Source organism: Hymenobacter ruricola (genome assembly GCF_015694525.1).
Lineage (GTDB): Bacteria > Bacteroidota > Bacteroidia > Cytophagales > Hymenobacteraceae > Hymenobacter > Hymenobacter ruricola.
Genome location: NZ_JADQDM010000001.1, coordinates 592160 through 618975 on the forward strand (window position 1 = coordinate 592160; position 26816 = coordinate 618975).

At 56.9% G+C, this 26816-nt stretch carries 18 protein-coding genes; 10 read left to right on the plus strand and 8 right to left on the minus strand.

The annotated features are described in order from the left end of the window. Positions 1–54: 54 nt before the first annotated feature. From I2H31_RS02680 to I2H31_RS02700, 5 genes are all read right to left on the minus strand, one after another. A complete protein-coding gene (locus I2H31_RS02680; RefSeq protein ID WP_196291451.1) occupies positions 55–1653 on the minus strand; it encodes a SusD/RagB family nutrient-binding outer membrane lipoprotein in 1599 nt (532 codons plus the stop codon). A gap of 20 nt (positions 1654–1673) precedes the next feature. Continuing rightward, positions 1674–4829 carry a SusC/RagA family TonB-linked outer membrane protein gene (locus tag I2H31_RS02685; RefSeq protein WP_196291452.1) on the minus strand — a complete coding sequence of 1052 codons (3156 nt, stop codon included), beginning with the start codon at positions 4827–4829 and terminating at the stop codon, positions 1674–1676. Positions 4830–5065: 236 nt separating this feature from the next. Then, entirely contained in the window at positions 5066–5677 is a 612-nt protein-coding gene (locus I2H31_RS02690) for a hypothetical protein (RefSeq protein ID WP_196291453.1), read from the minus strand. 33 nt (positions 5678–5710) lie between these two features. Further along, positions 5711–7378, minus strand: coding sequence for a SusD/RagB family nutrient-binding outer membrane lipoprotein (locus I2H31_RS02695; RefSeq protein WP_196291454.1), 1668 nt, complete (start codon positions 7376–7378; stop codon positions 5711–5713). Positions 7379–7411: 33 nt separating this feature from the next. Continuing rightward, positions 7412–10636: a SusC/RagA family TonB-linked outer membrane protein gene (locus I2H31_RS02700; RefSeq protein ID WP_196291455.1), complete on the minus strand. Its 3225-nt coding sequence runs from the start codon at positions 10634–10636 to the stop codon at positions 7412–7414. 911 nt (positions 10637–11547) lie between these two features. Between I2H31_RS02700 and I2H31_RS02705 the strand changes: the two genes are divergently transcribed. Further along, positions 11548–14766, plus strand: coding sequence for a SusC/RagA family TonB-linked outer membrane protein (locus tag I2H31_RS02705; RefSeq protein WP_196291456.1), 3219 nt, complete (start codon positions 11548–11550; stop codon positions 14764–14766). Positions 14767–14772: 6 nt separating this feature from the next. Next, the gene (locus I2H31_RS02710) at positions 14773–16263 is read left to right on the plus strand and encodes a SusD/RagB family nutrient-binding outer membrane lipoprotein (protein WP_196291457.1); all 1491 of its coding nucleotides are present in this window, start codon (positions 14773–14775) and stop codon (positions 16261–16263) included. A 78-nt stretch (positions 16264–16341) separates the two neighbouring features. Here the strand turns inward: I2H31_RS02710 and prfB are convergent. After that, positions 16342–17419 (minus strand): peptide chain release factor 2 gene (gene prfB / locus I2H31_RS02715; protein WP_196291458.1). Its coding sequence is split into 2 segments (ribosomal slippage): positions 16342–17358 and positions 17360–17419, totalling 1077 coding nucleotides; the frame shifts between segments, so codons are not numbered across the junction. A 282-nt stretch (positions 17420–17701) separates the two neighbouring features. Here prfB and I2H31_RS02720 point away from each other — a divergent pair. Genes I2H31_RS02720 through I2H31_RS02730 form a run of 3 tightly spaced genes read left to right on the plus strand, consistent with a single transcriptional unit; the run spans position 17702 to position 20106 of the window. Continuing rightward, a complete protein-coding gene (locus tag I2H31_RS02720) occupies positions 17702–18025 on the plus strand; it encodes a CZB domain-containing protein (RefSeq protein ID WP_196291459.1) in 324 nt (107 codons plus the stop codon). Positions 18026–18047: 22 nt separating this feature from the next. Then, complete coding sequence (locus I2H31_RS02725) at positions 18048–19604, plus strand: sensor histidine kinase (protein WP_196291460.1); 1557 nt, start codon at positions 18048–18050, stop codon at positions 19602–19604. A 58-nt stretch (positions 19605–19662) separates the two neighbouring features. Beyond that, positions 19663–20106, plus strand: coding sequence for a response regulator (locus I2H31_RS02730; protein WP_196291461.1), 444 nt, complete (start codon positions 19663–19665; stop codon positions 20104–20106). A 25-nt stretch (positions 20107–20131) separates the two neighbouring features. Here the strand turns inward: I2H31_RS02730 and I2H31_RS02735 are convergent, their stop codons facing one another. After that, positions 20132–20707: a ribonuclease HII gene (locus I2H31_RS02735; protein WP_196291462.1), complete on the minus strand. Its 576-nt coding sequence runs from the start codon at positions 20705–20707 to the stop codon at positions 20132–20134. A gap of 98 nt (positions 20708–20805) precedes the next feature. Beyond that, positions 20806–21054, minus strand: coding sequence for a hypothetical protein (locus I2H31_RS02740; protein WP_196291463.1), 249 nt, complete (start codon positions 21052–21054; stop codon positions 20806–20808). A 433-nt stretch (positions 21055–21487) separates the two neighbouring features. On the opposite strand from I2H31_RS02740, the gene I2H31_RS02745 reads away from it, so the two are divergent. The 5 genes from I2H31_RS02745 to I2H31_RS02765 are packed head-to-tail and all read left to right on the plus strand — an operon-like array spanning position 21488 to position 26762. Next, the gene (locus I2H31_RS02745; RefSeq protein WP_196291464.1) at positions 21488–22066 is read left to right on the plus strand and encodes an NUDIX domain-containing protein; all 579 of its coding nucleotides are present in this window, start codon (positions 21488–21490) and stop codon (positions 22064–22066) included. Positions 22067–22124: 58 nt separating this feature from the next. After that, positions 22125–22949 (plus strand): lysophospholipid acyltransferase family protein, encoded by an 825-nt coding sequence (locus I2H31_RS02750; RefSeq protein WP_196291465.1) that lies wholly within the window; start codon positions 22125–22127, stop codon positions 22947–22949. A gap of 27 nt (positions 22950–22976) precedes the next feature. Beyond that, positions 22977–23264 carry an Asp-tRNA(Asn)/Glu-tRNA(Gln) amidotransferase subunit GatC gene (gene gatC, locus I2H31_RS02755; protein WP_196291466.1) on the plus strand — a complete coding sequence of 96 codons (288 nt, stop codon included), beginning with the start codon at positions 22977–22979 and terminating at the stop codon, positions 23262–23264. Beyond that, on the plus strand, positions 23265–26030 hold the full coding sequence (locus I2H31_RS02760) for a hypothetical protein (protein ID WP_196291467.1): 2766 nt from the start codon (positions 23265–23267) through the stop codon (positions 26028–26030). A gap of 12 nt (positions 26031–26042) precedes the next feature. Further along, positions 26043–26762 (plus strand): ABC transporter ATP-binding protein, encoded by a 720-nt coding sequence (locus tag I2H31_RS02765; protein ID WP_196291468.1) that lies wholly within the window; start codon positions 26043–26045, stop codon positions 26760–26762. Positions 26763–26816: the final 54 nt, after the last annotated feature.

Genomic DNA, 26816 nt, shown 5'->3' on the forward strand with positions numbered 1-26816 from the left:
TTTTTTGTTACGTTTACCATTTGGATAGAGTATCCGTATGTGACAAATCGTATTTTATTTTACGTCCCACCACACTGGAGTAGTTAAGTTACCCGGAGTGATACCAGTATCGGCCACTTTGGGATTTCGCAGTATCTCCGAGTCAACGTATGGGAGACGCTTTACAAAAACGTTTGGTCCCAATACGTTAGTCAACGGAGATTTAATGGTGGGAATATCAGTCCGGCGGTTTTCCGTCCAAGCTTCAGCACCGTTAGTTGCAAAAAAGGAGATATACTTTTGATTGGCAATGAGCGCCAATTTATCTGCATTGCTTGCACTATTAGCAAAATTCACACCTGTACTCGCCAGATACGTTGCTGCACTAGCACCTACGCCGTAGCGGGTGAGCGAAGCCGTCACCGCGGCATCGTAGAGAGCCTTCGCATCCTCATTAGTAGTCCAGCCTTGAACGGCTGCTTCAGCACGCAGGAACAAGCTTTCCTCATACGTGAGCAGGAGCGTTGGCCGAGCTTTGGCAGCAGCATCAGTAGCTGTGATGCCCGCATAAGTGCTCCCCAATGCACCAGCATTAGAAAATGCTGACCCGATAAAGAAGGTGCCGGGATACGACAGCCGGACTACAGCATTGGTAGTGCCTGGGAAAGTGTAGTTATTGGGGTACGGAGCCGCTTGGCCAGGCTCGACAAACAGGTAGTCGATGGGACTAGTCGTTTGACCAGTAGGAATACGCAAGTCCGCATCTAAGAAGAAAACTGACCGACGCGGGTCATTCAACGTCGTCATCAAGTTACCAATGGTAGAACTAACGGCTAAGTTGTTCTGCAGTCGGAAGTTGGTTTGATAGAACGGGTTTTCGCTGTTTGACGCAGACGTGTTTGCATACTGGTAGTTTTCCCCCGTCAACATGAACGGATTGGTCGTTCCATTGGCCGCATAAAGTGCCTTGATACCAGCGGCAGCCGTGGCGGGGTCTTTGGTGCTGATGTGGATGTAGAAGCGGAGTTTCAACGTGTTAGCGAGCCGAATCCACCGGCTCATGCCCGCCTCGTTAAGGGCGCCATAGTTGAGGTCGGCGGTACCAGGGAAGCGGCCCTGCTGTTTTTTGATGTCATTGATGGCATCATCGAGCAAGAGTTGCAGCGCAGCATACACATCCTGTTGCCGGTCATACTTTGGGGTAAGATTGGCAGTGCCCATTAAGGCTTCCGAATAAGGGATATCGCCATACAAGTCGGTGAGTACTTGAAAGGAATGGGCCTTTAGAATCTTGGCAATGCCAACCATGCGGAACTCGTTCTGGGCAGTCCCTTGTGTGATGACGTACTGAAAGTCCTCCAAGGCCCCGGCGTACAAGCCCTGAAACTGGCGACCGTCGAACGTACTGGTTGGAATGTTGTACTGGTCCCATGTACGGTACTGGTTGCCACCATTGGGTATGCCCATTTGCTGAGATAGGATTTCGCCTATCACATTGTACTGCCCACCTACAATGAAGCTAACAAACGCTTGGCCCGAGGGCAAAACCAAGTTAACGTCAGCCGTAGTAGGGTTGTTGGGGTCGGTATTTATATCTAGGAAGTCTTTCTTGCAAGCACTGGTACCTAGAAGGAGGCCCAGCAATGCCAATGAAGTAATACGAGTGTATTTCATGTTGTTGTGCTAAAGCAATACTACAGAGTGAGACGGAGGCTGGCACCCATCGAACGGGTCGAAGGATAAGAATAGAATTCGTACCCTTGGCTGTTGCCCGTACCAAAAGCGCTTACTTCCGGGTCCAGGTGGGGCTGCGAGGCTGGAGTCCAGATGAACAAGTTGCGACCAGTCAAGGTGAACTGAATACCTGTCAGCTTGACTTTGTTCACCAGCGAAGCCGGCAAGGAGTAAGACAAGCTGGCTTCACGCAGTTTAACATACGAGGCGTCGTACAGCGAATTTTCGCCGATGTTGTTAATCGTTGTCCAATAGGTATATGGGTCGGCTAACTTGGTATTGGCTGAGTAAGTTCCGTCTGTATTGCGAACTACCGAGTTGGGAATGAGGAAGGGCTGACGGTCATTGGCAGTCGTTTCTTTCAGGTTGCCTGAGAAATACCCCGTGTTGATGGTATTAGACCAGAACTTGCCACCCTGCTTGGTATCAAATAGCACGTTCAGGGACAAGCCCTTGAAGCTGAAAGTGTTGCTCAGGCCCGCCAGATAATTGGGCTGAATGCTGCCCAGCGTGGTGAGAACCGGCGAAACCAACGGTTGGCCAGTAGTGGCACTAACCACTATGTTGCCATCGGGGTCGCGCAGCATTTGGGTACCGTAGAAGCTGTTGTAAGGCTGGCCCACGCGGGCTTCGATGGAGGGGCTGCTCAAGCCACCCAGGCCAATGTTCGGGGTGATGTTATTTACCTCGATAACGCGGTTGCGGTTACGGGTGTAGTTGACGCTGATGTCCCAAGAAAAGCCACTCTTCGTGGAGATTGGGGTACCGCCCAAGAGCACCTCAATGCCTTTGTTTTCCATCGTACCGGCGTTGGCGTACTGAGAAGTAAAGCCGGAAGTACTAGCGGCCGGAACTGCTACGATGATGTCTTTGCTGCGCGAGTTGTAGTAGGTGAAATCGAGGTTAATGCGGTTGCCGAAGAATCGCAATTCGGTGCCTACTTCGTAGGAAGTCGTGAGCTCCGATTTCAGGTCTGGGTTGCCGAGAGCATTGCCAACCCGGAAACCGGGCACCGTACCTTGGAAAGGTGCTTGGTACTGCCCACTGAAACCGTCGTCAACCGTAGATTTCACGAATACGGGATTCAATACATATGGGTCAGGGGATTTGCCTACCGAAGCAATGTTAGCCCGCAGCTTGCCAAAGCTCAGGATGTTGGTGGGGAGCTTGAACGCTTCAGTAAAGATGAAGCTGGTATTGGCGCTAGGGTAAAAGAAAGAGCGGTTCTTGACAGGCAGCGTTGAAGACCAATCATTGCGGCCCGTTACGTCTACCGACAGGTAATTGCGGAAATTTAACTGTACATCCGCAAAGGCGCCGAACAAACGGGTTTTGGAATCTTGTTTGTAAGTGAGAGGCAGACTAACTGCGTTGCTGATGTCGTAAAATCCTGGCACAACCAAACCCGAAGCGGCATCCACTGTCAGCCGTTCCCGCTTTTGCTCTTGGTAGTTCGTGCCGATGATGCCCTTCAAAGTAAAGTCCGGCGAGAGTTGCTTGGTAACGTTTATGAGGAAGTCGGTCGTGAGGTTGCGGCCGTAGAGCTCGTCCTCGCTGTAGCGACCTGCTAGGTTAGCAATGGTGCCCTGGGCAATTTTCTGCTTGCGGAGGTCTGAGTACGTGTCTGCACTCTGGCGGAAAGTAATATTTAGCCAGTCGGTAGCGTCGTAGCTAAGGGTTGCATTGCCGAAGAACCGGTCTACTTCATTCGTCAATAAGTTGTTGGCGAGCAAAAAGTACGGATTGTTGCGGAACCCAGCCAAATAGTAACCGGTAAGGTTGTAGCGCGGGTCGTTGTAATCTTTCTGGTCCTTAATTTCAATATCCCGGGGCGTATTAACAATCGTCTGGATGATGTTACCGCGTGACTGTCCTTGTACACCCAAGTCGCCACCCGAATTCACGTAGTTGAAAGTGCCTCCAACGGTAAGCTTATTGAAGAGGCGCGTTGAACCGTTAAGCGCCACCGTAGAGCGACGGTAGTTTGTGTTGGGAATAAAGGAGTTGGTGCGCACATCGGATACCGAGGCGTAAAAACGGGAGAGTTCGTTCGAGCCAGAGAAGTTAATCGAGTTGTTGTACGTAGACCCGGTCTCGAAAAAGTCCCGAACGTTGTCAGGATGAGGAACTAGGGCAATGGAGTCGACTACTGCTGCGCCCGAAGGGGCTAAGGTGTACGTATGCCAGTCGGCTACATTTTGACCATTCATTCTTGGGCCCCAGCTCTGGTTGTTCTGCGGGTCGTATACCCCGTCATTGCCCGAGCCGTAGGTGTTCTGGAAAGCAGGTAGGCGATTCACCCGGTCAAATGTCACCGCGCTGATAACATTGATTTGCGAGCGGCCTTTAGCCCCCCCACCTTTCTTCGTGGTGATGATGATAGCGCCAGAAGCAGCTGCGGCACCATACAAAGCTGCTGCAGCTGGGCCTTTTAGAATGGTCATCGACTCGATGTTATTGGGGTCGATATCTGCACCCCGGTTGGGTAAGTCGACCCCATTATTCAAATCCCCACCGGAATTCGTCTGGGTGGTAGTGGCCGAATTGCTAATCACGTTGCCATCGACAACATAAATAGGCTGGTTATTGCCAGTGAATGACTGAGGACCACGAATCTGAATCCGAGTAGCACCACCAGCAGAACCAGAAGCACTCGTGATTTGAACGCCTGCTACTCGGCCTTGAAGCGACCGCACAGCATTGGTTTCGCTGGCCTTTGTGATGTCTGCGTTGCTCAAGGTTTGAACGGCGTAACCCAAGGTTTTCCGTTCGCGCTCAATACCTAAGGCTGTTACAACAACTTCGCTAAGCTGTTTATTGTCAGTAGCCAAGGATACTGTGAATTGTGTTTCGCTACCAATGGTACGCTCCTGCGTAACCATTCCTACTGAACTGAAAACCAGGGTGCCGCCCGATTCCGGCACACTCAGGCTGAAGCCGCCGTCGGCATTTGTTGAAACGCCATTTGTCGTGCCCTTTAAGAGCACCGTGACGCCCGGCAAGCCGCCGCCGTTTGCTTGGTCGGTTACCCTTCCAGAAACGGTACGCGTTTGCGCCATCGCCCCGTGTAGGAGAGTAAACATGAGCACGAGGCTCATGAGTATGTGTTTTTTCATGGACAAAATGTTAAAAAGTTAAATGAGACAGGTGAGATTGCATTGCCAAAAATAACGGATTTAAATTGGCAAAAACGGAGAAATTTATTTTTTGCGTACGCTGGGTTACATTTTCATAAAATTTGCGCCGGGTAGCCGAAATTAAGCTGAAGTATTCTCGTTTGCGACATTTGCAAAAAAGCCCGGTACTGACAGATGCAGCACCGGGCTTTTTGCACAAACCGGTCAGCTATCTACTACCGGAACTCGGCAACTGCTGCATAAGGCGTGTTAACAAAGGTGCCAATGGGAGCATTAACGAATCCTACCGTAGTGGAAAGCGGGGTCAGGATGATGCGGCGCCCATCTTTCATAATGTATTCAAAGGTGAACACCACTGCTTCGCCGTTGAACATGTTGTTGCGGGCCGTAGCGGAAGTAGCTAAGATGGGGGTCGGATTAAGGTTGTTGGGAGCGGGACTAGTTGCGTACAGGTCCTTGATGGCGTCCTGGCTGTTGATAGTAACCGTAGCCGGAAAAGAACTCAGGTCAGTAACCTTTATCCGGGGCCCGAGGATATTATTGCGCCGGAAGCTCTTGTATACTTCAACCGTTTGGATTTCGGTATACCCCTGCGAGGGATTTACCACGAACTCAAACACTGGGCGAGTGTAGCTGCTGTCTGTGGTTGTCTTAATCGAGTTTTTGCTCTTCGAGTAATTGAAGAAAGATTTTGCCGGGTTGATTTCCGGAATAATCTGCGGAATGCTTTCGTAGGCTGGCTCCGGTATCCGGCTGGTTTCGCGGCAGGCCGGCAACGCTGCCACCGCCGAAACCAGCAGCAGCAAACGGGTGAAATACTTTTTCATATAGTGAAGCATCTGGAATCAATGAATGAGAACCTAGTGCTCCCAGAAAATGGGGGCATCCTCGGCCTTGTTTACCTTCGGTGAATTGGGGTTCAAAAGCAAGTCGGACGAGGGGTAGAGCAAACGGCGCGGAAAAACACCGTTACCTATGGTGCCCCCATCATCAGGCAGCAGCCCCCGCGACGCGTTTGCCACTTGCTGCGACACGCGGATACGCGGGTGCTTCGTGCGGCGGAAATCCGTAAACACATCGACCCCGTAGCCATAGCTGGCCACGTATTTCTCGTACATGATGACTTCGAGTTTTTCGTCGTTGGTAGCCGCTTTATCATACCGATTAAGCGGGCCCGAGTTAGCAACCGGAACTGCCGTGCCGTTGTCAAGCCGGTTGAGGTACCCCGTGATTTGAGTTGCAGTCATTACGGGGCTGCCGTCGGCCGTAGCGATGGCATTCACCTTTCGGAACGACGCGTTTAGCGCTTCAACAAACGCCTCGCGCGCGGCCACGGGGTTATTGAGTACCGTTAACTGCAACTCTGCCTCGGTGTATTTACGGGCGTAATACGTGAGCAAGCGCTGGGGTGCTTCGGCCTTGCCGGCCACTTCCTTAGTGCCGGTTTTGCCGCCCTTGCCTTCGTCGTACCGTCCCCCGATGGGGTAAAGGCCCTGGACGGTTTGGAAAGAGGCCGTGCTAGCCGAAGCCGTGTACTGGCCCGTAGAGCCCGGCCGCACCGTCACGAAGGGCCCGTTCACGTAATCTTGCTGGGTGGTAGTGGGGGCCGTCTTCGCTACCTGGTTGAAGAAATAGTAAGGCATGCGCGGGTCGTTTCTTGCCAGCATGCCTTCGTAGAAGTAACGCCCGATGCGGTTTTCAGGGTTGGTGCTGAAGTCAAACACGTAACCGGGGTTGCGGTTGTCCGGGTTGGTGGTGTTGCGGTAGGCCAACTCAAAATCTTCGCCTTCTTGCAGTAAGTCCGAGCTTGCGGTCAGCAGCGGCGTCACATTGGGAGTCACGTCACGCGTCAACCGAATCTGATTGTAAAGCTTAAGCTTAAGAGTATTGCCAAAGCGCCTCCATTTGTCGGGTGAACCATTGTAAATCAGGTCAGCCCGGGTCAAATCCGCGTTGCTCGAAGGCTTGCTGAGGTTGGCAATGCCCTCATCAATCAGCGAGAACAGGCTCTGGACCGAGCCGTCAGTTGAACCGTTATAGATTTCCTCGTCCTTATCGAAGCGGGGCGAAATATTCTCCACGCCTTTCAGGGCCTGCGAGTACGGGACGTCGCCCCACAGGTCCACCATTTGGCTGTACACGTACGCTTTCTGTAGCTGCGCAATGCCTACGTAAACCCACTGCTGCTCCCGCGTGCCCTGCGTGATGACAAGTTCGTTGTTAACGAGCACGCTGCTGTACAGGTCCGCCCACTGGCCCCCGAACGAGTTGCCGGTCTGCGTGAAGTTGCCGATGCTGCGCGTGTTATACAACTGCTGCATCAGGGCCATGGTGTATTGGCTGAGGCCCCCTACGTTATCGCCGAGGTCGCTCGCCATGCTCACCTGCACCACCGGCAGCAAGGTGTTGAGCGTGGTCGAGGTCGGGGCTAGCGGGTTCTTGTTTACGTCGTAGAAATCCTTGCAGCTCGTTGCTGCGGCCAGCAGGCTGGCCAGTGCCAGAGTGGCGCTAATTTTCTGAAATTTCATATATTGAAAGAGCCTTAAGGCCAAAATCAAACATTAAAAAGTGACCCGAAGGTTCACACCGTAGCGCTTGGTGGTCGGCGCGTTCGTCAACTCAACTCCCTGAAAATTACTGGCTCCGAAGGAGCTGGTTTCGGGGTCAAAGTTGGTGTGTTTGGGCAGGTTGGGCGAATACCAGTAGAGGTTGCGTCCCGAAACCGAGAGGTTGACAATCCCAAACGGCGTCTTGCTCAACAATGACTTAGGCAAGTCGTAGCCCAGCGATACCTCACGTAGGCGCACCGTGGTGGCGTCATAAATGGATTGCTCGTTGTAGCCGTTAGAAGCCGCACTGCCGCCGCCGCCGGCAGGCGCGAAGTACAGGTCATTGACCGAAATGGCGGTGGTATTGCGCAATGGCGTACCATTAGTATCATAGTCCGCCCCTCCAGTGGTTCGGTTGTATCGAACCCCGTTGATAACGATTAAGCGGTTGCGGTCTTCGGTGTCTTTCGTTACGCCGCGGCCCAACTCTTCCTGAATGGTGGTGGAGTATATCTGACCACCCTTGCGATAGTCAATCAGAGTATTGAGGGTGATGCCTTTATACGTGAACTGGTTGATGAAACCCATCAAAAAATCCGCGTTGGGGTTGGCAATGATTTTGCTGCCGCCCGGCACCAAACGCCCGTTGATGGGGTCTACCAACAATTCACCATTCGGGGCCCGTTTGGCCGCCGTACCGTAGAGCACTCCGTAAGGCTGGCCTGGAATGAGCAGGCCTAGCAGATTAAAGGCAGAGCCCACTACCAGGGTGTCGTTGTTGGACGTAGTTTTTTCTACGATGTTCCGGTTGCGGGTGAAGTTGAACGTGCTGCTCCAACGGAAGCCCTTCACATCGACGGGAATGGCCGTGAAGGCCACTTCGAACCCTTTATTGGAAACTTCGCCGAAGTTGGTGTAGAACGCGCCGTAACCAGTGGCGGCCGTCAAGTCGCGGGGGGCAATCTGGTTGGTCGAACGCTTGTCGTAGTACGTGCCATTAAATGAGATGCGGCCTTTTAGGAAGGACAGTTCGGTGCCCAACTCTAGCTCGGTCGAAAACTCAGGCGTCAAGGCCGGGTTGTTGATGATGCCTCCGACTGCCAAGCCAGCCACGCCCTGGAAGGGAAATACGCCGCCCGGGTTGATGTTGAAGGTCGTGGCCCCCGAGCGATAAGCAGGAGCATCGCGGCCTACGCGGCCGTAAGCCGCCCGCACTTTCGCCAAATCCAGCCAGCGGTAGTCCAATTTAAAAGCCTCGTTCAGCACCAGCGAGCCCGCGGCGCTCGAATAGAAGAAGGAGCGGCCCGGAGTATCGATATTGCCGTTGCGGTTCAACGTCGAGGAAAAGTCGTTGCGGCCCGTCAGGGTCACGAAGGCGAAGTTTTTGTAGCCAACGGTTGCGTTGCCAAGCAGGCCCATCAGGCGGCGCTTGGAGTAAGCGTAGCCGTAGGTGCTCTTCTCCCGGGTGTTCTCGATGTTGTCGATGCCGAAAATGATGACGTCCTTGCCCAGATAGGACTTGCCATCAAACGTGCGGGCGTTGAGGTTTTGCCCCACGCTGGCCGTCACGGTGATGTCTTCGGTGATATTCTTGTTAAAGTTAATCAGCGCAGTCTGCTCAAACTCCGTGTTCTGAATGTTATCTTCAATCACTTGGCTAATGCCGCTGTAGGCCAGCGAGCCCGGACGAACAACGGTGCTGCGGGCATCCGTATACGTGTTCACGCCGCCAGTATAGGTCAGTGTCAACCAGTCCTTAATGGCGTACGATAGGCCTAAGCTGCCCACCACGCGGTCAACGCGCGACCGGTAAATGCTGTTTTCTACAGACCAGCGCGGGTTGTCGGCTTGCGTCGTGAGCCAAGCAAACACTGGGGCATTGGTTACCGGGTCTTTATACGGGAGCCCCTGCAAGTCGAGGCTACGGGTCAGAAACAAAGTGCGAGCGAAGGCCGAAGGGCTGCCGCCCAGCAAGTTGTTGGCCCCCAAAATGGGTCCCTGCTGCTCCGTGTTGGTGTAAGCCACGTTGCCGCTTACCGTCAGCTTGTTGAATTTCCCTGAACCCCCGGCGCTAATATTATTGCGCACAAACGACGAATTTGGAATAGTGCCCTTCTGGTCAGCGCGCGACACGATGGTTGTGAAGCTGGAGTTATCGTTGGTACTGTTCAGTGAAACCGAGTTCTCGTACAGGTGACCCGATGCGAAGAAGTCCTTCACGTTGTTCGGATATGCCTGGTAAGGAATTCGAGCATCTGCCGGAATGTTAGGAAAGTTCGGGTTGCCTGCCTGGGGGTGCGCGATGGTCTCGGGCGCGCCCTGCGCCTTATTGCCAAATTCAGGCCCCCATGAGCCGTTGACGGGACCTTGAGTGAAGTTGGAGCCAGCACCATACCGATTCTGGTAGTCGGGCAGGGCGGCTACTCTTTCAATAGAATAGCCAGTGGTGTACCCCACCTGAATGCCTTTGGGGCCGCGCTGGCCACCGCCACCGGTTTTGGTGGTGATAACGATAACGCCGCCAGCGGCCCGCGAGCCGTAGAGGGCCGCTGCCGCTGCGCCTTTCAGCACGTTAATAGAGGCGATGTTGTTGGGGTCCACGTCGGCCGTCCGGCTGGAGTAGGACGCGCCTGCAACAACGGCGTTTTCCGACTCGGTCTGCGAGTTGTCGTATGGCACGCCGTCAACCACAAACAGGGGCTGGTTTTCGCCGAAAAACGACGTGTTGCCTCGGATGGTAATGCGCGATGACGACCCCGGTACCCCGTTCGAACTGATGATGTTCACGCCCGGCACCTTGCCCGAAATGGTTCGCAGCAAGTCCGGCTCGGACTTCTGCACTACTTGCTCTGATTTGATTTCGGACACGGCGTAGCCCAGGGCTCGTTTCTCGCGCGAAATGCCCAAGGCCGTAACGGTCACTTCGTCTAGCTGCTTGTTATCAACAGCCAAGGCCACGTCCAGCGTCCCCGCGCTTCCCACTGGCTGCTCAGTCGTCAGGTAGCCCAGATACTTGTATTGGAGTACTGCGCTGGCACCGCTTACGTTGAGAGAGTAATGACCCTCGGCATCGGTCGCCGTACCGGTGGTGGTGCCCTTCACGATTACGGCTACCCCTGGCAAGCCCTCGTTGGTCGCTTTGTCGATGACGCGGCCCGTCACAGGCCGCGTTTGGGCCCAGCTCCGCCCGGCAAGGGTCAGCAGCAGCAGCAGGCTCAATAGTAAGGTTCTCTTCATTGAGTTGAAAAAGTGGGTGTGTTAGAAAAGAGGAAAAAGAAAGTGGGTGGACGCATTTTAAAAGATGAAAGTACTGCTTTCGCTGAAAATTCTCACCATTACCGCGTATTTTACCTAAGAAAACCAACCGTAAATTTAGCGCCGCCCAGCTTCTACCACGGTCTAGTTACGTGCTTGATGCTACGCAACCTTAAAATGCACATCGCCTGCTTGGGAGTTTTTTGCGGGCCCTTCACTAACGGCATGCGGTTTAGTCATTCCCAACTGATTGAAATTGTGTGCATTTGTGTAAAGGCGAGGGGCTGTTGATGCCAGATACGTATGCAGTGACGCTGTCTTCTGCAAAAAATGCGGGCTGCTCTCTTAGGTAATGGAACTTATTTAATTAATAATATGAATATTTTAAAGTAAAAGCAATAAACCAGGTGACTTCAGAAAGCAGAAAACCATGGAGACATAGCGCTTACTGCCTATTCGAGTACAGTCATTCATTAGTAGTATTTGAAAAAAACCAAGAGACTTAATGAAAAAAAAACAGTAGGACAACCTATCAGTCACCAAAACATGTGATATCTTGCCAAAAAATGATTCTGCCGAACAAGTGTTAGCTTTGGTTCTGGCAAGAGCCTCCTGTAGCCGCGGCAAGAAATGAGGCGTTGTTGTTCTATTGGTCACTTGGAAGCCTTTCCCTTAATCTCGCAAAGTCATGGCACTGGGGGCACTGAGATATCCGTCTAACCGGAACTACTTGCCTCAGGCTGACCTTAGTGGTTAGGGGCTTTAGATACTTCTTAACTACTGCCTGCCTTAGTGACTATGAAGAGCGTGCGACCAGATAGAAGCTAATTTTCTTGTATAATTGCCCTCACACACACTTTTTTTACCTTTTCACTCACCAACCAACCAGTCAAATGAAAAAACTCTTATGTATGGTCATGCTTCTAATGACCGGCCTGTTGCAGCAGGTCTATGCCCAAGACCGGACCATCTCCGGGCGAGTAACTGACCGGGCGAACGGTCAGGGGCTGCCCGGGGCCACGGTTCTCGTGAAGGGCACCACGGTAGGCGCCTCTACCAACGCTGATGGAGGCTTTTCCCTTAGCGTGCCCTCGTCGGCCACTACGCTCTCGATTAGCTCTATTGGCTATACCACGGTGGACCAGACAATTGGGTCTGAAAACACGTATAATGTTAGCCTCGGCGCTGATGTGAAGCAATTGGGTGAGGTAGTCGTAACGGCCCTGGGACAAGAGCGTACCCGTAACTCGTTGCCCTTCGCGGCCACGCAGATTGAAGGGGACCAAATAACAGCTGCTCGTAACCCCAACCCCATCAATGGCCTGTCAGGCAAAGTAGCGGGTGTCCAGATTCGTCAAAGCAACACGCTGGGCGGCTCAACCAACATTCTTATCCGCGGTACGAAGTCAATCACGGGCAACAACCAGCCGTTGTTCGTAGTAGATGGTGTGCCAATCAGCAACGCCAACACCAACACGGCAACCCAGCAGACCGGTGGCGGTGGTTACGACTACGGCAATGCCGCGGCTGATATCAACCCGGATGACATTGCCACGATGACCATTCTAAAAGGCGCAGCAGCAACGGCGCTTTACGGTGAGCGTGCCTCCAATGGTGTTATCCTTATTACGACTAAGAAAGGTCGTCAAGGCCTAGGGGTTACCATTAATGCTGGCGTCACGGGTGGGCGTATTGACAAGAGTACTTTCATCACCTACCAGAAAGAGTATGGCGCCGGCTATGGTCCCACTTTTGGTAAACGGGATTTTAACGGCGATGGTGTTCTGGACTTGTACAACCAATTGAACGCCGATGCTTCAGTGGGCCCCCGTTTCGACCCAAACCTGCAGGTATATCAATGGAGCGCATTGGTGCCAGGTAGCGCACACTTTGGCAGCCCAACGCCGTGGGTTGCCGCTGAAAATGACCCGTCTACTTTCTTCCAGACTGCGATGACGCTGAATAACAGCATCACTGTAGATGGTGCCAACGACCGGGGCTCTTTTAAGATTGGCTATAACAGCGTTCGCGATAAAGGCATTTTGCCCAATAGCCAGGTCAATAAGAACGTAGTCAACTTTGCTGGTTCGTATAACCTAACCTCCCGTCTAACGGCCAGCGCGTCCGTGAACTTCTCGGTGGTGGATGGCAAAGGCCGCTACGGTACCGGTTACAGCGGTGCTACCAGCGAAAACCTGATGACGAATTTTCGTCAGTGGTGGCAGACCAACGTCGATATCAAAGAGCAGAAGCAGGCCTACGATTACCAGAATCTGAACGCCAGCTGGAACCTAACGAGCCCGACCAACTCGGCAGCAAAGTATTGGAACAACCCATACTTTTCCCGTTACAAGAGCTTTGAAACGGATTCGCGCTACCGCACTTTCGGCAACGTAGCTCTTACTTACAAAGTGACGGACTGGTTTAATGTGTTGGGCCGGGTAACGCTGGACTCGAACGACGACCTGCAGGAAGAACGGTATGCTTATGGCTCGGTAGGGGTGCCCAGCTATGGGCGTTACAACCGGACGTATCGCGAAGCTAACTTCGACCTGATTGGTAATTTTAAGGCTAAAATCACGGAGAACGTGAGCTTTACTGGCTTGCTTGGGGCTAACCTGCGCCGTCAGGCCACTAAATCCATTCGCGCCACTACCAATGGTGGACTTGTGATTCCGGAACTGTATACCCTATCGAACAGCTTGTCGACCCTGACCCCTCCGACTGAAAGCGATGTGCGCCAAGCAGTTGACGGTGTTTTTGCGGGTGCCACTTTTGGTTTCAGAGACATGGTGTTTCTGGACCTGACTGCTAGAAGAGATAAATCGTCGACTCTGGCTCGTGCAAACAATGCTTTCTTCTATCCTTCAGCGGCCGGTAGCTTTGTCTTCTCTGAAATGCTGAAGGAAACGGCTCCTTGGTTGTCGTACGGTAAGGTTCGGGTGAACTATGCTGAGGTTGGCGCTGGTGCCACAGCATATAGCATTGCGGATTCTTATGACAAGCCTACGGCTTTTGGCTCGGTTGCCCTTTTCTCTGTGCCGAGCACCAAGAACAACCCAGACTTGAAACCGGAGCGCACCAAAAGCGCTGAAGCTGGTATCGAAGCCGCTTTCCTGAACACGCGGTTGGGCTTTGAAGCAACTGTTTACCAATCCAATACTGTTGACCAGATTATTCCGATTAACGTTTCCACCGCCAGTGGGTATGGCTTCCGCTACGTGAACGCTGGCGACGTGCGCAACCGCGGTGTTGAACTGTCTGGCTTTGTGGTACCCGTCAAAAACGACAACGTTACCTGGACAATTAACGCTAACTGGACTAAAAACCAGAACCGTGTGATGTCACTCTTTGAAGGGTCAGACAACATTGTGCTCACCACCTACCAAGGCGGTGTATCGAGCAATGCAACGGTAGGCCAGCCCTTCGGCACCATTCGCGGAACCAACTATGTGTTTCTTAATGGCCAAAAAGTGGTGCAGGAAGACGGGTACTATGCCCAGACCGCTACGGCTAACGAGGTAATCGCTAACCCCAATCCTGATTGGACCGGTGGTGTTTCTAACACTGTGTCCTATAAAGGGGTCTCGCTGTATTTTCTGGTGGATGTGCGCAAAGGTGGTCAGGTGTTTTCCCTTGACCGTTCCTATGGCCTTGACACTGGCTTGACTCCGGAAACTGCTGGTTTGAACGACCTTGGCAATCCTTCGCGTAACCCGGTCGCTGACGGCGGTGGCGTGATTTTCCCGGGTGTGCAAGCCGATGGCACCCCCAACACTGTGCGTGCTGATAACAGCGGCGAAGCAGATGGCGCAACCGCTTATGGCACGACGCACAATCCGGCCGCTGCCTTTGTTTATGATGCTAGCTTCGTGAAGTTGCGCGAAGTGTCGCTTTCTTATTCTTTGCCTAAAGCCTTCGTATCCAAAGTAGGTGCTGTAAAGGGTGTAGACATCTCCATCGTGGGTCGCAACCTCTGGATTATCCACAAAAACCTGCCCTATGCTGACCCCGAAGATGCCCCGAGCTCCGGTCAATTTGGTCAAGGTTATTCCACGGGTTCTTACCCTGCTGTCCGCACCCTTGGTGCTAACCTCCGTCTTAGCTTCTAAATAATCATGAAAAAAATACTGCTATCTGGCTTGTCAGTAGCGTTGCTGACAACCTCCTGCGTGGGCTCTTTGGAGGACAACTTCAACGTTGACCCCAAAAGCCCTACCACAGCGCTTGCTTCCGGTTTCATTGCAAATGCAGAGCGTACACTGGCCCGAACTGTGGTCAGCACAAACGTTAACCTGAACCCTCTTCGATTCTACGTGCAGTATTGGGCTGCTACCGACTATCCTACGGAAAGCCGGTATGACCTCAATACCCGTAGCATTCCGGGAGCATTTTGGAATGCGCTCTATCGCGATTGCCTTCGCGACCTGCGGGAAGCAAAAGCTACCATTCCAAATGACCTAAGCGTGCCTGCTGCCAGCAAGGCCAATGCCACAGCCGTTGCGGAAGTACTGGAGATTTATACCTGGGCCACGTTAGTGGAAACCTTTGGTAATGTTCCATATAGTGAAGCACTCAACTTTACCAATGCCCGGCCTGCATATGATGACCAGGCAAAAGTCTACGCAGATTTAATTGCTCGTTTGGACGTTGCCATTGGCCAATTCAACCCAGCAGCTAACACTGGCCTGCTCACGGGTACTGCTAGCGCTGATTTGCTTAACAACAATAGCACTGCGCTCTGGATTAAGTTTGCCAATGCATTAAAGTTGCGTATGGCACTAACCTTGGCAGATGTAGACAACGCCAAAGCAAAAACGATGGCTGAGGCAACAGTTGGCAAACTGCCTGCTTCGAACGCTGATGTTATTGACCTAGCTTTCAACGGCACGTTCCCCAACACCAATCCCCTTTATGAGGACTTGGTTCGGAGTGGCCGTACAGACTTTGTTGGTACTTCTTTCTTCATCAACCAGTTAAAGGGAACCACGGGGCCGGTAACCGGTACTGTTGACCCGCGGTTGAATGATTATTTTGACCCGGCTACTAACCCAACTCCTGCTACCAATCTTTACAATGGTGGTACATATGGGGGGGCTAACAGCCCTGAGACAAATTCGCAGCCGGGTGCCAAACTCCGGGCTCAGACCCTGCCGGGCGTGCTGATTTCGTATGCCCAAGTAGAGTTTCTTCTTGCTGAAGCAGCGGCTCGCGGATACGCTGTCGGCGGTACTCCCGAATCGCACTACAATGCTGCTGTCACCGCTTCGATATTGGAGTGGGGTGGCACAGCGGCTGAAGCAACAGCTTACTTGGCACAGCCCGGTGTAGCTTACGCTACGGCCGGTGGCGCCGGCGCTACCTATAAGCAGAAGATTGGGTACCAAGAGTGGGTGGCGCTGTATAACCAGCCAGTAGATGCTTGGAGAGAGTGGAGACGTCTCGATTACCCCGTATTGACAGCCCCTACTACGGCTATCTCCGGTATTCCGGTTCGCTTCCTCTACCCTGTTGTAGAGCAGAACATCAACGGTGCTAACTACAGCCAGGCCGCCGCTGCTATTGGTGGTGACAAGGTTGAGACCAAGCTGTTTTGGGATAAATTCTAATCAAGTCCCAACTCATACAAAAAGGGCTGCCCAATCGGACAGCCCTTTTTTATTGTACATTATTCAGCAAAACCCGCGTCAACTCTGCATCAAAAAGCCTTTGATAAACTCATCCAAGTCGCCATCCAGCACGTTTTGCACGTCGGTGCGCTCGATGCTGGTGCGGAGGTCTTTGATGAGCTTATATGGGTGCAGCACGTAGTTGCGAATCTGGGAGCCGAAGTCTATGCGCTTCTTGGTGGCTTCCACTTTGTCGCGCTCGGCGTGGCGTTTGTCCATCTCAATCTGGTAGAGGCGCGATTTGAGCATGCGCAGGGCGTGCTCCTTGTTCATGAGCTGGCTGCGCTCAATCTGGACAGCGATGATGATGCCCGAGGGCGCGTGGGTGAGGCGCACGGCGGTTTCCACCTTGTTCACGTTTTGCCCGCCCGCGCCGCCGGCCCGGAAGGTGTCCCAGGAAATGTCGGCCGGGTTGATGTCGATGGTGATGGTGTCGTCAATGATGGGGTAGGCAAACACCGACGCAAACGAGGTGTGGCGCCGGCCGCTGCTGTCGAACGGCGACATGCGCACCAAGCGGTGCACGCCAATTTCGCTTTTGAGGTAACCGTAGGCAAAGTCGCCATCGATTTCAAGCGACGCCGACTTGATGCCGGCTTGTTCGCCCGGCTGGTAGCTGACTTGCTTCACTCCGAACCCGTGGCTTTCGGCCCACATGATGTACATGCGCATGAGCATTTCGGCCCAGTCCTGGCTTTCGGTGCCGCCGGCACCAGGGTTGATGTCGATGATAGCCGAAAGCTGGTCTTCCTCGTCGGAAAGCATTCGCTTGAATTCCAGCGCTTCCACTTTCTTAAGCGTGGCGTCGTAATCGGCTTGAATTTCGGCTTCTGTTACGTCGCCCTCTTTGTAGAAATCATAGAGGACCTCCGTATCGGCCAGGGCTTGCTGCACGGCCTCGTAGTCGTCGGTCCACGTTTTGATGGGTTTGATTTCGCGGAGCGTCGCTTCGGCGGCTTTGGAGTCGTCCCAGAAGCCGGGGGCGGTGGTTTTGGCCTCGTAGACGGCTAGTTGTTCTTTGCGGGCATCGTAGTCAAAGATACCTCCTCAGGGCCTCGGCGCGGCCCTTCAAGTCCTTTATCTGGTCTTGGGTCATGGTGGGGGATGGGTGAGGGGGCGGTCGTATAGCCGCAAGGGCCGCGTGCCGCGCCCGATGAGAAATGGTGCCCCAAAAGTACCGAATTTTGCCGCGGCGCCGGGAAGGTCGGCCCGCTACGGGTGAAACCAGCAGCTTGTATGTGTGGAAAGCTCAGATTTCGTTGCCTACTTGCGGGCCGAACCCGTGCGAAGAATGGCCGGCACGGCGGCCCAATTTCCTGCATTGTCGATGACGGTAGAAGAACTGAAGCGGGATTTTGAGTCAGCCCACATTAAACATGTGCACTTTAAAAGCCGGGTGCGCTCGTACCTGTTCGGGCGTGGTGGCGAGGAGGGTCCTTTGCGCGACCCCGAGCAGTGCAGCCTCGGGCACTGGATAGCCGAGCGCCTACGCCACGGCGGCCCCTACGCGCACCTACCCGAAGCCCGGCAGGTAGACGAGCAGCACGTTCTCATTCACCAGGAGGCCAACCGGTTGATGGACATGCATCAGGCCGGCCAGACGGAGGAGGCCATGGCCGGGTTCGGACCGTTGCAGGTGGTGGCCGATGAAATAGTGGACTTGCTCAGAACCATGGAGGCCAAGCTGCGTAGGGAGGCCTAAACTGAGCCCGCGCGGCGATTGCATGAAAATAACGCTTACTACCAAGCTGTTTGCCGGATTTGTGCTGTTGCTGGCGCTGTTTGCGGTGGTGGTAGTATTCTATTACCAACTGGCCGGGCAGGTGCTGCGCAACTCGCGCAAAGTGGAAAGCTCCCAGCGGGTGACGAACCAAGCCGCCAACCTGCTGCGCAACATCATCGACATGGAAACCGGGTTCCGGGGCTACCTGCTCATCGGCAACGAGCAAACCCTGGCGCCCTACTACGACGGCGAACGGCAGCTCATTGGCCGTTTCAGCGAACTGCGCGACCTGGTGACGGATTCGCCCGAGCAGGTGAAGCTGGTGGACCAAACCCAGCGCCTGTTCCAGCAGTGGTCCAGCTACAGCCACCTGCTGGTGGCCGAAAAGCGGGAAATTCGCTTGCGCAACCCCCGCCAGGGCGGGCTGGAAGGCATGCCGCACCGCCGCCTGACCGAAGGCCTGACCGGCAAGCAGGTGATGGACAACATCCGGGAGCGGCTGGCCGCGTTTGAGCAAAGCGAGGCGCGTACCCGCGACCGCCTGCGCCAGGACCTGGACCGCAGCATCGTGCGGGCCGAGTGGCTGTCGGCGGGGCTGGCCATTGCGGCCCTGGTGCTGGGGCTGATGTGGGCCAGCTACATCGTGCGGATATTTGGCCAGCGCCTGCGCAGCATGGTGAACCTAGCCCGGAAAATGGCCGACGGCGACTACAGCAGCCAGATTGTGGACACCGAGCAGGACGAAGTGAGCGAGCTGACATCGGCCCTGAACGTGATGGCCCGCACCGTGGGCGCCAACATCAGCCAGCTCGAAAACCGCAACCAGGAGCTCGACCAGTTCGCCTACGTGGTGTCGCACGACCTGAAAGCGCCCCTGCGTGGCATTGAGAGCGCCTCGCGCTGGATTGAGGAAGACATGGGGCCCGACCAGCTACCGCCGCACATCCGCGAGTTTCTGGGCCTGATGCGCCAGCGCGTGCACCGCATGGAAAAGCTCATCACCGGCATTCTTGATTTGGCGCGCATCGGGCGGGTGGCCCAGGCCAACGAAACGGTGTTTGTGCGCACACTGCTGCGCGAAGTGGTCGATACGCTCAACCCGCCGCCGGGCTTCAAGGTGGAGCTGCCGTTTTTCCTGCCCACGCTCACCACCAATGCCGTGCAGCTGCAGCAGGTGTTTACCAACCTCATCAGCAACGCGCTGAAGTACCACGACCACCCCGAAACCGGCACCGTGCACATCAGCTGCGACGACGCCGGCGACTTCTACCTCTTCTCCGTGGCCGACGACGGGCCGGGCATCGCCCCGGAATACCACGACCGCATTTTTGTTATTTTCCAGACGCTTACCGAGCGCGATACGCTGGAAAGTACCGGTGTGGGGCTGGCCATTGTGAAAAAGATTGTGGAGCGCCAGGGCGGCCGCATTGGGGTGAAATCGGCGGAAGGACAGGGCGCTAAGTTCGTCTTTACCTGGCCCAAGCAGCCGCCCAAAGCCAAAAATCTGGGCCCGACCGTGGCCGCCGCGACCGTTTCGCCCGTATCAGTCGCTACCTGACGGCCGAACGCGGCCGTTTCTGCGGGCATATTCCCGCTGCCGAACAATTGTTACGCTTATGTCCGCCGATTATCCCACGCCCAGCATTTTGCTCGTGGAAGACGACCAGATGGACGTCATGAACGTGCAGCGCGAACTGCGCCGCCAGAATATCGATGTGCCGCTGGTGCATGCCCGCAACGGCCGCGAAGCCCTCAAAATGCTGCGCGGCGAAGGCGACGAGCCCAAAATAGCCCGCCCCAGCCTCGTGATGCTCGACATCAATATGCCGCGCATGAACGGCCTGGAACTGCTCGAAACCCTGCGCTCGGACCCCGAGTTCGTGGGCCTGAACGTGTTCATCATGACAACGTCGGACCTAGAATCGGACCGGTTGAAGGCCCAGGAGCTGGCCGTGAGCGGTTACATCATCAAGCCGCTGAGCTTTGACAAATTTGGTGAGGGCGGCACCAACGTGGATGGCTTCAGCTTGTTTCTGGATTTGCTGAAGCTCAAAAATTAACCTTCTTTCCTTAAAAAGCTGCGGCTTACAGCAGCCGGAAACCTATGCGGTGGTGCGGGGTGGGGCCGTGCGCCCGAATGGCGTTGCGGTGTTGCGCCGTGGGGTAGCCTGCGTTTTGCGCCCAGCCATACTCCGGAAACTCGGCGGCCAGCGCGGCCATGTGCTCGTCGCGAAAGGTTTTGGCCAGCACCGAAGCGGCGGCAATGTGTCGGTACAGCCCGTCGCCGCCGATGACGCAGGTGTGCTCAAAGCCAGCCAACGGGCGAAACCGATTGCCATCCACCAGCAAATGAGCGGGCACAACCGGCAGCGCGGCCACGGCGCGGTGCATGGCCAGGTAGCTGGCCTGCGCGATGTTGAGGCAGCTGATTTCTTCTACCGAGGCTTGCCCCACGGCCCAGGCCACCGCCTCCGCGCAGATTTCGGGCCGTAGCGCGTCGCGCCGCTTGGCGCTGAGCTGCTTGGAATCGTTGAGGTAGCGCGGATTGAAATCGGGCGGCAGGATGACGGCGGCGGCAAACACCGGGCCGGCCAGGCAGCCGCGGCCGGCTTCGTCGAGGCCCGCTTCGAGGGCGTGGCCGGAGAAATTGGAAAGTAGCAAGGGCGTAAAAAAAGAGCAATGCGCAAATCAACCCCAAAATACGGGTTCATTTTGCGCATTGCTCCTAAAGTGAGCCTCCGTAAAGGCTTTGAGGCCGATTAATGGCGGCCGGCGGTGCTGCCTTCGTCTGAGTTGTCGGGTTCGCCGCGGCGCTGGCCCTGGCTGTCGCGCGGGCCTTCGTCGATTTCGCCGTCTTCGTCGGTGGTCACGTACTCGTTCGTGACGGGCCCGAGGCCGTTGGTGTTGGCCGCGAGGTCGGCTTCGGCCTGGGCGTGCTTGAGGTTGAAGAGCGGGTCGTGCTCGTTGTCGGCAGGCTTTTGGTTGGATTTCGAATTGGACTGGGCCATGGGAGAAGGGGAGGGCCGGGATGTGGGCGGCCGGTTCCTCTTGGTACGGCGAGGGTCCGGTTTGGGTTGAAAGCCCGACGGCTGGCCGGGGCGAATCCGAAAGTGACACCCACGAAAAAGGCCGCCGCACAAGTGCGACGGCCTTAAAGTGGCGGGTCCGGCTTTGGAGGTGTCTACCCCACCTTTTCAGCCAGAGCGCCGCCGCACGAGAGGTCCTTCCTTTCCACATTTCCAGCCCGTGCGGGGGTACTTATGGGTCAAAGATACTAGGCTGGACGGGCCGAACGCAAAGAAATTTGGTTTAATTGAACGGTTTAGTCGCCCAACGAAACCTCTGGCACGGCGGATGACAACTTTCAATCGATTATTAGCCGCGCGGGCATGGCCCCGGCAACCGTATTTTTAGGGCATCTTAAACCGATTTCCGCTATATATGCCGCTGCCCTCCGCGCCCGCCGTCGACGAAACCCACAACCCCTGGCAAACCCTGAGCACTGAAGTAAAATACCACAACCCCTGGATTTCGGTGCGCGAAGACCAAGTGCTGAACCCCCGCGGCGGCCGCGGCATCTACGGCGTGGTGAGCATGAAAAACAAGGCCCTGGGCATCATTCCCATCGATGCCGAGGGCAACACCTGGCTGGTGGGCCAGTACCGCTACGCGCTGAACGAGTACTGCTGGGAGATTCCCATGGGTGGCGGCCCCGTCGAGTTGGACATTCTGGAATCGGCCCAGCGCGAACTGAAGGAAGAAACCGGCCTCACGGCGGCGCGCTGGACGCGCGTGGCCCGCATTCACACCTCCAACTCGGTGACCGACGAGGAAGGCTTCGTGTTTCTGGCTGAGGACCTGACGGCCGGCGACGTGGAGCCCGAAGAAACCGAGGACCTGCGCCTCTGGAAGCTGCCGCTGGCCGAGGCCGTGCGCCTGTGCATGGAAGACCGCATCACCGACGGCATCAGCGTGGCGGGCCTACTGAAAGTGGAAAAGCTGCTGGCGGCGCGGAAGTAGCCGCGCGGTTTGCCGGCCGCACCCCCGCCACCCGGGTTAATGCTCTAACTTTGCCGCCATGCGCCATCTGCTTCGTTACATCGGCCAGCGCCTCTACACCACCTGGGCCGTCTTCTGGTTCATCGTGCCGTTTGTGCTCATCTACCCGATGCAATGGTTTTTCCACCGGCGGCCTGGCGGCGGCCGCGTGGTGCACGCCCTGAACCGGTTCTGGTCGTGGCTGTCCATCACGATGTGGGGCATGCCGGTGGAAGTGGTGCGCGAAACCCCGGCGCCCAACCCGACGCCCTGCGTGTACGTGTCGAACCACGGCTCGTACATCGACATCATGATGCTGTTCAAGTACATCCCGGGGTTTTTGAACATGATGGGCAAAGCCTCGCTGGCGAAAGTGCCCGTGTGGGGGCCGCTGTTCGGCAACGTCTACATCACCGTGGACCGCGCCAGCGCCGTGAGCCGCGGCAAGGCCATGGTGCAGGCCCGGCGCAGCCTGGCGGCGGGCAAAAGCATTGCCATTTTTGCCGAGGGCCGCATTTCGCCCAAGCCCGGCAAAGAGCTGCTGCCGCTGCTCGACGGCGCTTTTCAGATGGCCATTGAAGCGGGCGTGCCGCTGGTGCCCGTGGGCCAGCCCCTGAACCACATGTTCATGCCCGACGTGAAGGGCAGCCTGCGCGTGCGCTACCACCGCCTCAAAATCGTTTTCCATAAGCCCATTCCCACCACCGGCCTCACGCTGGCCGACATTCCGGCCCTGAAAGAACGGGTGGCGGCCTTGCTCAGCGGCGATTTCCTGCCCGAAGGCGCCATCAAGCCCGGCCCGAGTACTTGGAAGGACCCTGCCACCGTTGTAGATGCGCCGGAAGCCGAGCCGGCCAACTCCTAACTTTTAACTCATAACTCTTAACTCAATATGAGCACCGACCTTGGCACCCTGCGCGGCCTGGCCCACCTGGCCCGCCTCGAATTTGACGCCACCCGCGAGCAGCAGATGCTTGGCGACCTGAACAACATCCTCGACTTCGTGGCCCAACTCGAAGGCCTCGACACGACCGGCGTGGAGCCGCTGGTGCACCTCTCGCAGGAAGTGAACGTGCTGCGCGACGACGAGGCCCGCAACACCGTGAGCCACCAGGAGGGCCTGCGCAACGCCCCACGCAAGGATTCGGACTACTTCCGGGTGCCCAAAGTGCTGGAATAATTGAGCCCGAAACCCGCTTCGACGCGCGCCTGGCGGCCGGGCTGGCTGGGCGTGCTGGCCGCGCTGGCCGTGGGCCTGGCCATTTTTTATTACTTCACGGGGTCCGATAGTGCCCTGCCCCTGCGCCTGGTGCCGCACCTGCAAACCGTGCCGCTCACGCTGGAGCAGGTGGCGGCCGGGCCGGTGCGCCTGCCGGTGCAGGCCAGCGGCTTCATCGTGAGCCTGACCCACGACGTGGCCGGGCCATTCACGCAACCGGTGGCGGCAGCGCTGTTTCTGGGGATGCTGGCGCTGGCGCTGGTGGGCTGGGTGGCCGTGGCTAGCACCCTGGCGCGCACGGCCTTTGCGGCGGCCATGATTCCGGTCATTTTCCTGCTGCTCTCGCTGAATACCGAGTCGCTGGGCATTTTCAACACCAGTGAGCGGTATTTTCTGTACCTGATGCTGGGGCTGGTGGGCGGCGCGTCCTACGCGCTGCAGGCCTTCGCCGAAGACTGGCGACTAGGCCGGCGGGTACTGGTACTGGGCACCATCGTAGCTGGTCTGGGCGCCTTAATTTTCAACCAAAGCCAGTTGCCGGCCGCCGAAACCGCATTGCAGTTGGCGGCTTATGCCACGCCCGGCGGGGCCGCGCTGGTGGCGCTGGTGGTGCTGTGGGTGGGCGTGGAGAATATTCGGGCACTGCTGTGGTTTAATGCGCAGGCCGAGCAGCCGGCCAGTCGATTCGGGCTGTGGCCGTTTGTGGCGGCCAGCCTTCTTTATTTAGGCGTGCTGCTGCTGTATGTGTGGAACGACGGCCTGCAACTGCTGCCCGGCGTGAGCCTGGACCCGTTGGTATTGCTGCTGCCGGCCGTGGTGGCGGGCGGGCTGGGCCTGCGCCTGCGGGCGCCCAGCTACGCTGCCACAGTGCCCTACGCTGGGGCGGTGGTGCTGTACCCGCTGGTGGTGGCGGCCGCGGCCGGCGCGTTGGCCTACGCCTTTGCCACCGATAACACGCCGCTGCTGGCGGCGGCGCGCAGCTTCACGGGCTTGGCGCTGCTGCTGGCGGGTGGGGCTTTCTGGCTGTATGTGCTCATCAACTTCATGCCGCTCATTCAGCAGCGGCTGCGGGTGTACCGGGTGGCGTTTGAGCCGCGCCGGCTGCCGTTTTACACCGTGTACATCCTGACCATCGGCGGCATTATCATCGTGCAGTCGCGCCGCAGCTTCCCGCTGCCCGACCAGGTGCAGGCCGGCCAGTACAACAACCTCGGCGACCTGGCCCGCCAGCAAAGCGAAGCCAACCCTGACGACCTCAGCCTGGCCGTGCTGGCCGAGCGCTACTACGCCGAAAGCGGCGACGTGCTCTACCGCGCCAACCTGCACGCCCAGTTCGGGCGCGCAGCCCTATACCGTTTCCGGCAGCAGCGCGGCAACGAAATGGTGGCCCTGAACCGGGCCCTGCTGCGCGGGCCGAGCGAGAAAGTATCGGCGCGCCTGGCCAGCCTGTTCAATCAGCCCGACGACTTGTTCGATGGGCTGGACATTCTGCGGCGGGGCCTGAAGGCGCAGCCGCGCAGCGCGGCCCTGGCCGGCGACCTGGCCCAACTCTTCACCCAGACAGCCCTCAGCGACTCGGTGGCCTACTACCTGGACCAGGCCGAGCGCCTGAGCCCCGGCAGCTACCCCAGCCGCACCAACCAGCTAGGTTTCCTGCTGAGCCAAAACCTGCTGGACGTGGCCCGGAAGCAGCCCACCGACAGCAACCCCGAAACCGAACCTGCCTTGGCCGCCAACCAACTGCTGCTGGGCCTGCTCACCAAGCCCGCCGAAGCCGCCGGGGCCGCCACCCCCAGAGTCTTGGACGACGCCACGTTTGCGCAACTGTACCATCAGGTGCTGACCAATATCAGAATGGCGAATGGGCCGGGCTTGCGGAAAATGCTGCCCACCCTGGTTCGGTTGGCCAAGGACGACGCCAACGAGGCCTATTATGAGCAGCTAGTATTCCTGCAGGCCTATGCACACCACGCGATAGGCGAGGAGCGGACGGCCCGGCAACTGCTGCTGCCCCTGGCGGCCGGCACCTCGGGCACGGCGGCTTACTACCAAATGCTGCTGGGCCTGTGGCAGCTGCAGCAGGGCCAGTACGTCACTGCAGCCGACCAACTGGCATTTGCCGCCTCTCACGGCGCGGTGCAGGCCAGCGAAGCACGGGCGTATGCCTTGGCGTTGGGTGGGCAAATGGATTCGGCGCGGGCCCAAGCCCTGCGCCTGGCCGCGTCGCCCGATTCGACCGTGCAGCTGCTGGGCCGCCGGACGCAGACGCAGCTGGCCACGGCTTCGTTTGCGACTGGGGCGGCGCCAGCCACGCGCGTTGGGGACGACTGGCTGGCGCGGGCGCGGCAGGCCGAGCAAGCCAACCAAGCCGCCGAAGCCGCCAAAAACTACCAGCACATTGTGCGCGAGGCGCCATTCAACGAGCCCGCCATGCTGGCGGCGGGGCGCTTTTTTACGCAGCGCCGCAACTACACGGCCGCCTACGAAGCCTTGCGCACCGGCCTGGATGAAAACCCACAGTCGCCGGCGCTGTTGAGGGGCTACGTGCTGGCCGCGGCCGACGCGGGCCTCACCGAATATGCCACCGACGCCCTGGCGCAGCTGCGCCGGCAACTGGCACCCGCCGCGTATGCTACTTTAGCGGCCGAGTACGAGGCGCACCGGGCAACCCGGGCCGCGGCTTCTGACTCTTTTTCCGTAGCGCCCGCCGTTCCACCTCTGCAATAAGTATTTCGAGCCATGAATCCCAACGTCATCGAAACCACCGACATCGCCAAAAACTACGTGATGGGCGCGGAAGTCATCCACGCGCTGCGCTCGGTGAGCATTAAGATTCCGCGCGGCGAGTACGTGGCTTTCATGGGGCCGTCGGGCTCGGGCAAGTCCACGCTGATGAACATCGTGGGCTGTCTCGATACGCCCAGCAAAGGCCAGTACATCCTCAATGGCCAGGACGTGAGCCGCATGAGCGACAACCAGCTGGCCGAAGTACGCAACAAGGAAATTGGCTTTGTTTTTCAGAGCTTCAACCTGCTGCCCCGCGCCAGCGCCCTCGACAACGTGGCCCTGCCGCTCATCTACGCCGGCCTGAGCAAGCGCGAGCGCAGCGAGCGCGCGCTGGAGTCGTTGCGGTCCGTTGGCCTGGCCGACCGTGCCTCGCACCGGCCCAACGAGCTTTCGGGCGGTCAGCGCCAGCGCGTGGCCATTGCCCGCGCCCTCGTCAACAACCCTAGTGTGCTGCTGGCCGACGAACCCACCGGCGCCCTCGACTCCAAAACCAGCCACGAAATCATGGATTTGTTTGAGGCGCTGTACTCCAAGGGTAATACCATCATCATGGTGACGCACGAAGAAGATATTGCCCGCTATGCCCACCGCATCGTGCGCCTGCGCGACGGCCTGGTGGAGTCGGACGAGGTGAACACCGACATCACCACCCACGCCACCGCCGCGCGTTAGAACGTCAAACTCCCCTCCTCAGATGAGGAGGGGATGTTCGAGCCGCAGGCTCGG

Excerpts from the sequence above, each read along its gene's own strand:
- gatC (WP_196291466.1), top strand. The coding sequence starts at position 22,977 with ATGAGCACCGACCTTGGCACCCTGCGCGGCCTGGCCCACCTGGCCCGC.
- I2H31_RS02705 (WP_196291456.1), top strand. The coding sequence starts at position 11,548 with ATGAAAAAACTCTTATGTATGGTCATGCTTCTAATGACCGGCCTGTTG.
- I2H31_RS02685 (WP_196291452.1), bottom strand. The coding sequence starts at position 4,829 with ATGAAAAAACACATACTCATGAGCCTCGTGCTCATGTTTACTCTCCTA.
- I2H31_RS02710 (WP_196291457.1), top strand. The coding sequence starts at position 14,773 with ATGAAAAAAATACTGCTATCTGGCTTGTCAGTAGCGTTGCTGACAACC.
- I2H31_RS02695 (WP_196291454.1), bottom strand. The coding sequence starts at position 7,378 with ATGAAATTTCAGAAAATTAGCGCCACTCTGGCACTGGCCAGCCTGCTG.
- I2H31_RS02745 (WP_196291464.1), top strand. The coding sequence starts at position 21,488 with ATGCCGCTGCCCTCCGCGCCCGCCGTCGACGAAACCCACAACCCCTGG.
- I2H31_RS02690 (WP_196291453.1), bottom strand. The coding sequence starts at position 5,677 with ATGAAAAAGTATTTCACCCGTTTGCTGCTGCTGGTTTCGGCGGTGGCA.
- I2H31_RS02725 (WP_196291460.1), top strand. The coding sequence starts at position 18,048 with ATGAAAATAACGCTTACTACCAAGCTGTTTGCCGGATTTGTGCTGTTG.
- I2H31_RS02700 (WP_196291455.1), bottom strand. The coding sequence starts at position 10,636 with ATGAAGAGAACCTTACTATTGAGCCTGCTGCTGCTGCTGACCCTTGCC.
- I2H31_RS02740 (WP_196291463.1), bottom strand. The coding sequence starts at position 21,054 with ATGGCCCAGTCCAATTCGAAATCCAACCAAAAGCCTGCCGACAACGAG.
- I2H31_RS02730 (WP_196291461.1), top strand. The coding sequence starts at position 19,663 with ATGTCCGCCGATTATCCCACGCCCAGCATTTTGCTCGTGGAAGACGAC.
- I2H31_RS02750 (WP_196291465.1), top strand. The coding sequence starts at position 22,125 with ATGCGCCATCTGCTTCGTTACATCGGCCAGCGCCTCTACACCACCTGG.
- I2H31_RS02680 (WP_196291451.1), bottom strand. The coding sequence starts at position 1,653 with ATGAAATACACTCGTATTACTTCATTGGCATTGCTGGGCCTCCTTCTA.
- I2H31_RS02765 (WP_196291468.1), top strand. The coding sequence starts at position 26,043 with ATGAATCCCAACGTCATCGAAACCACCGACATCGCCAAAAACTACGTG.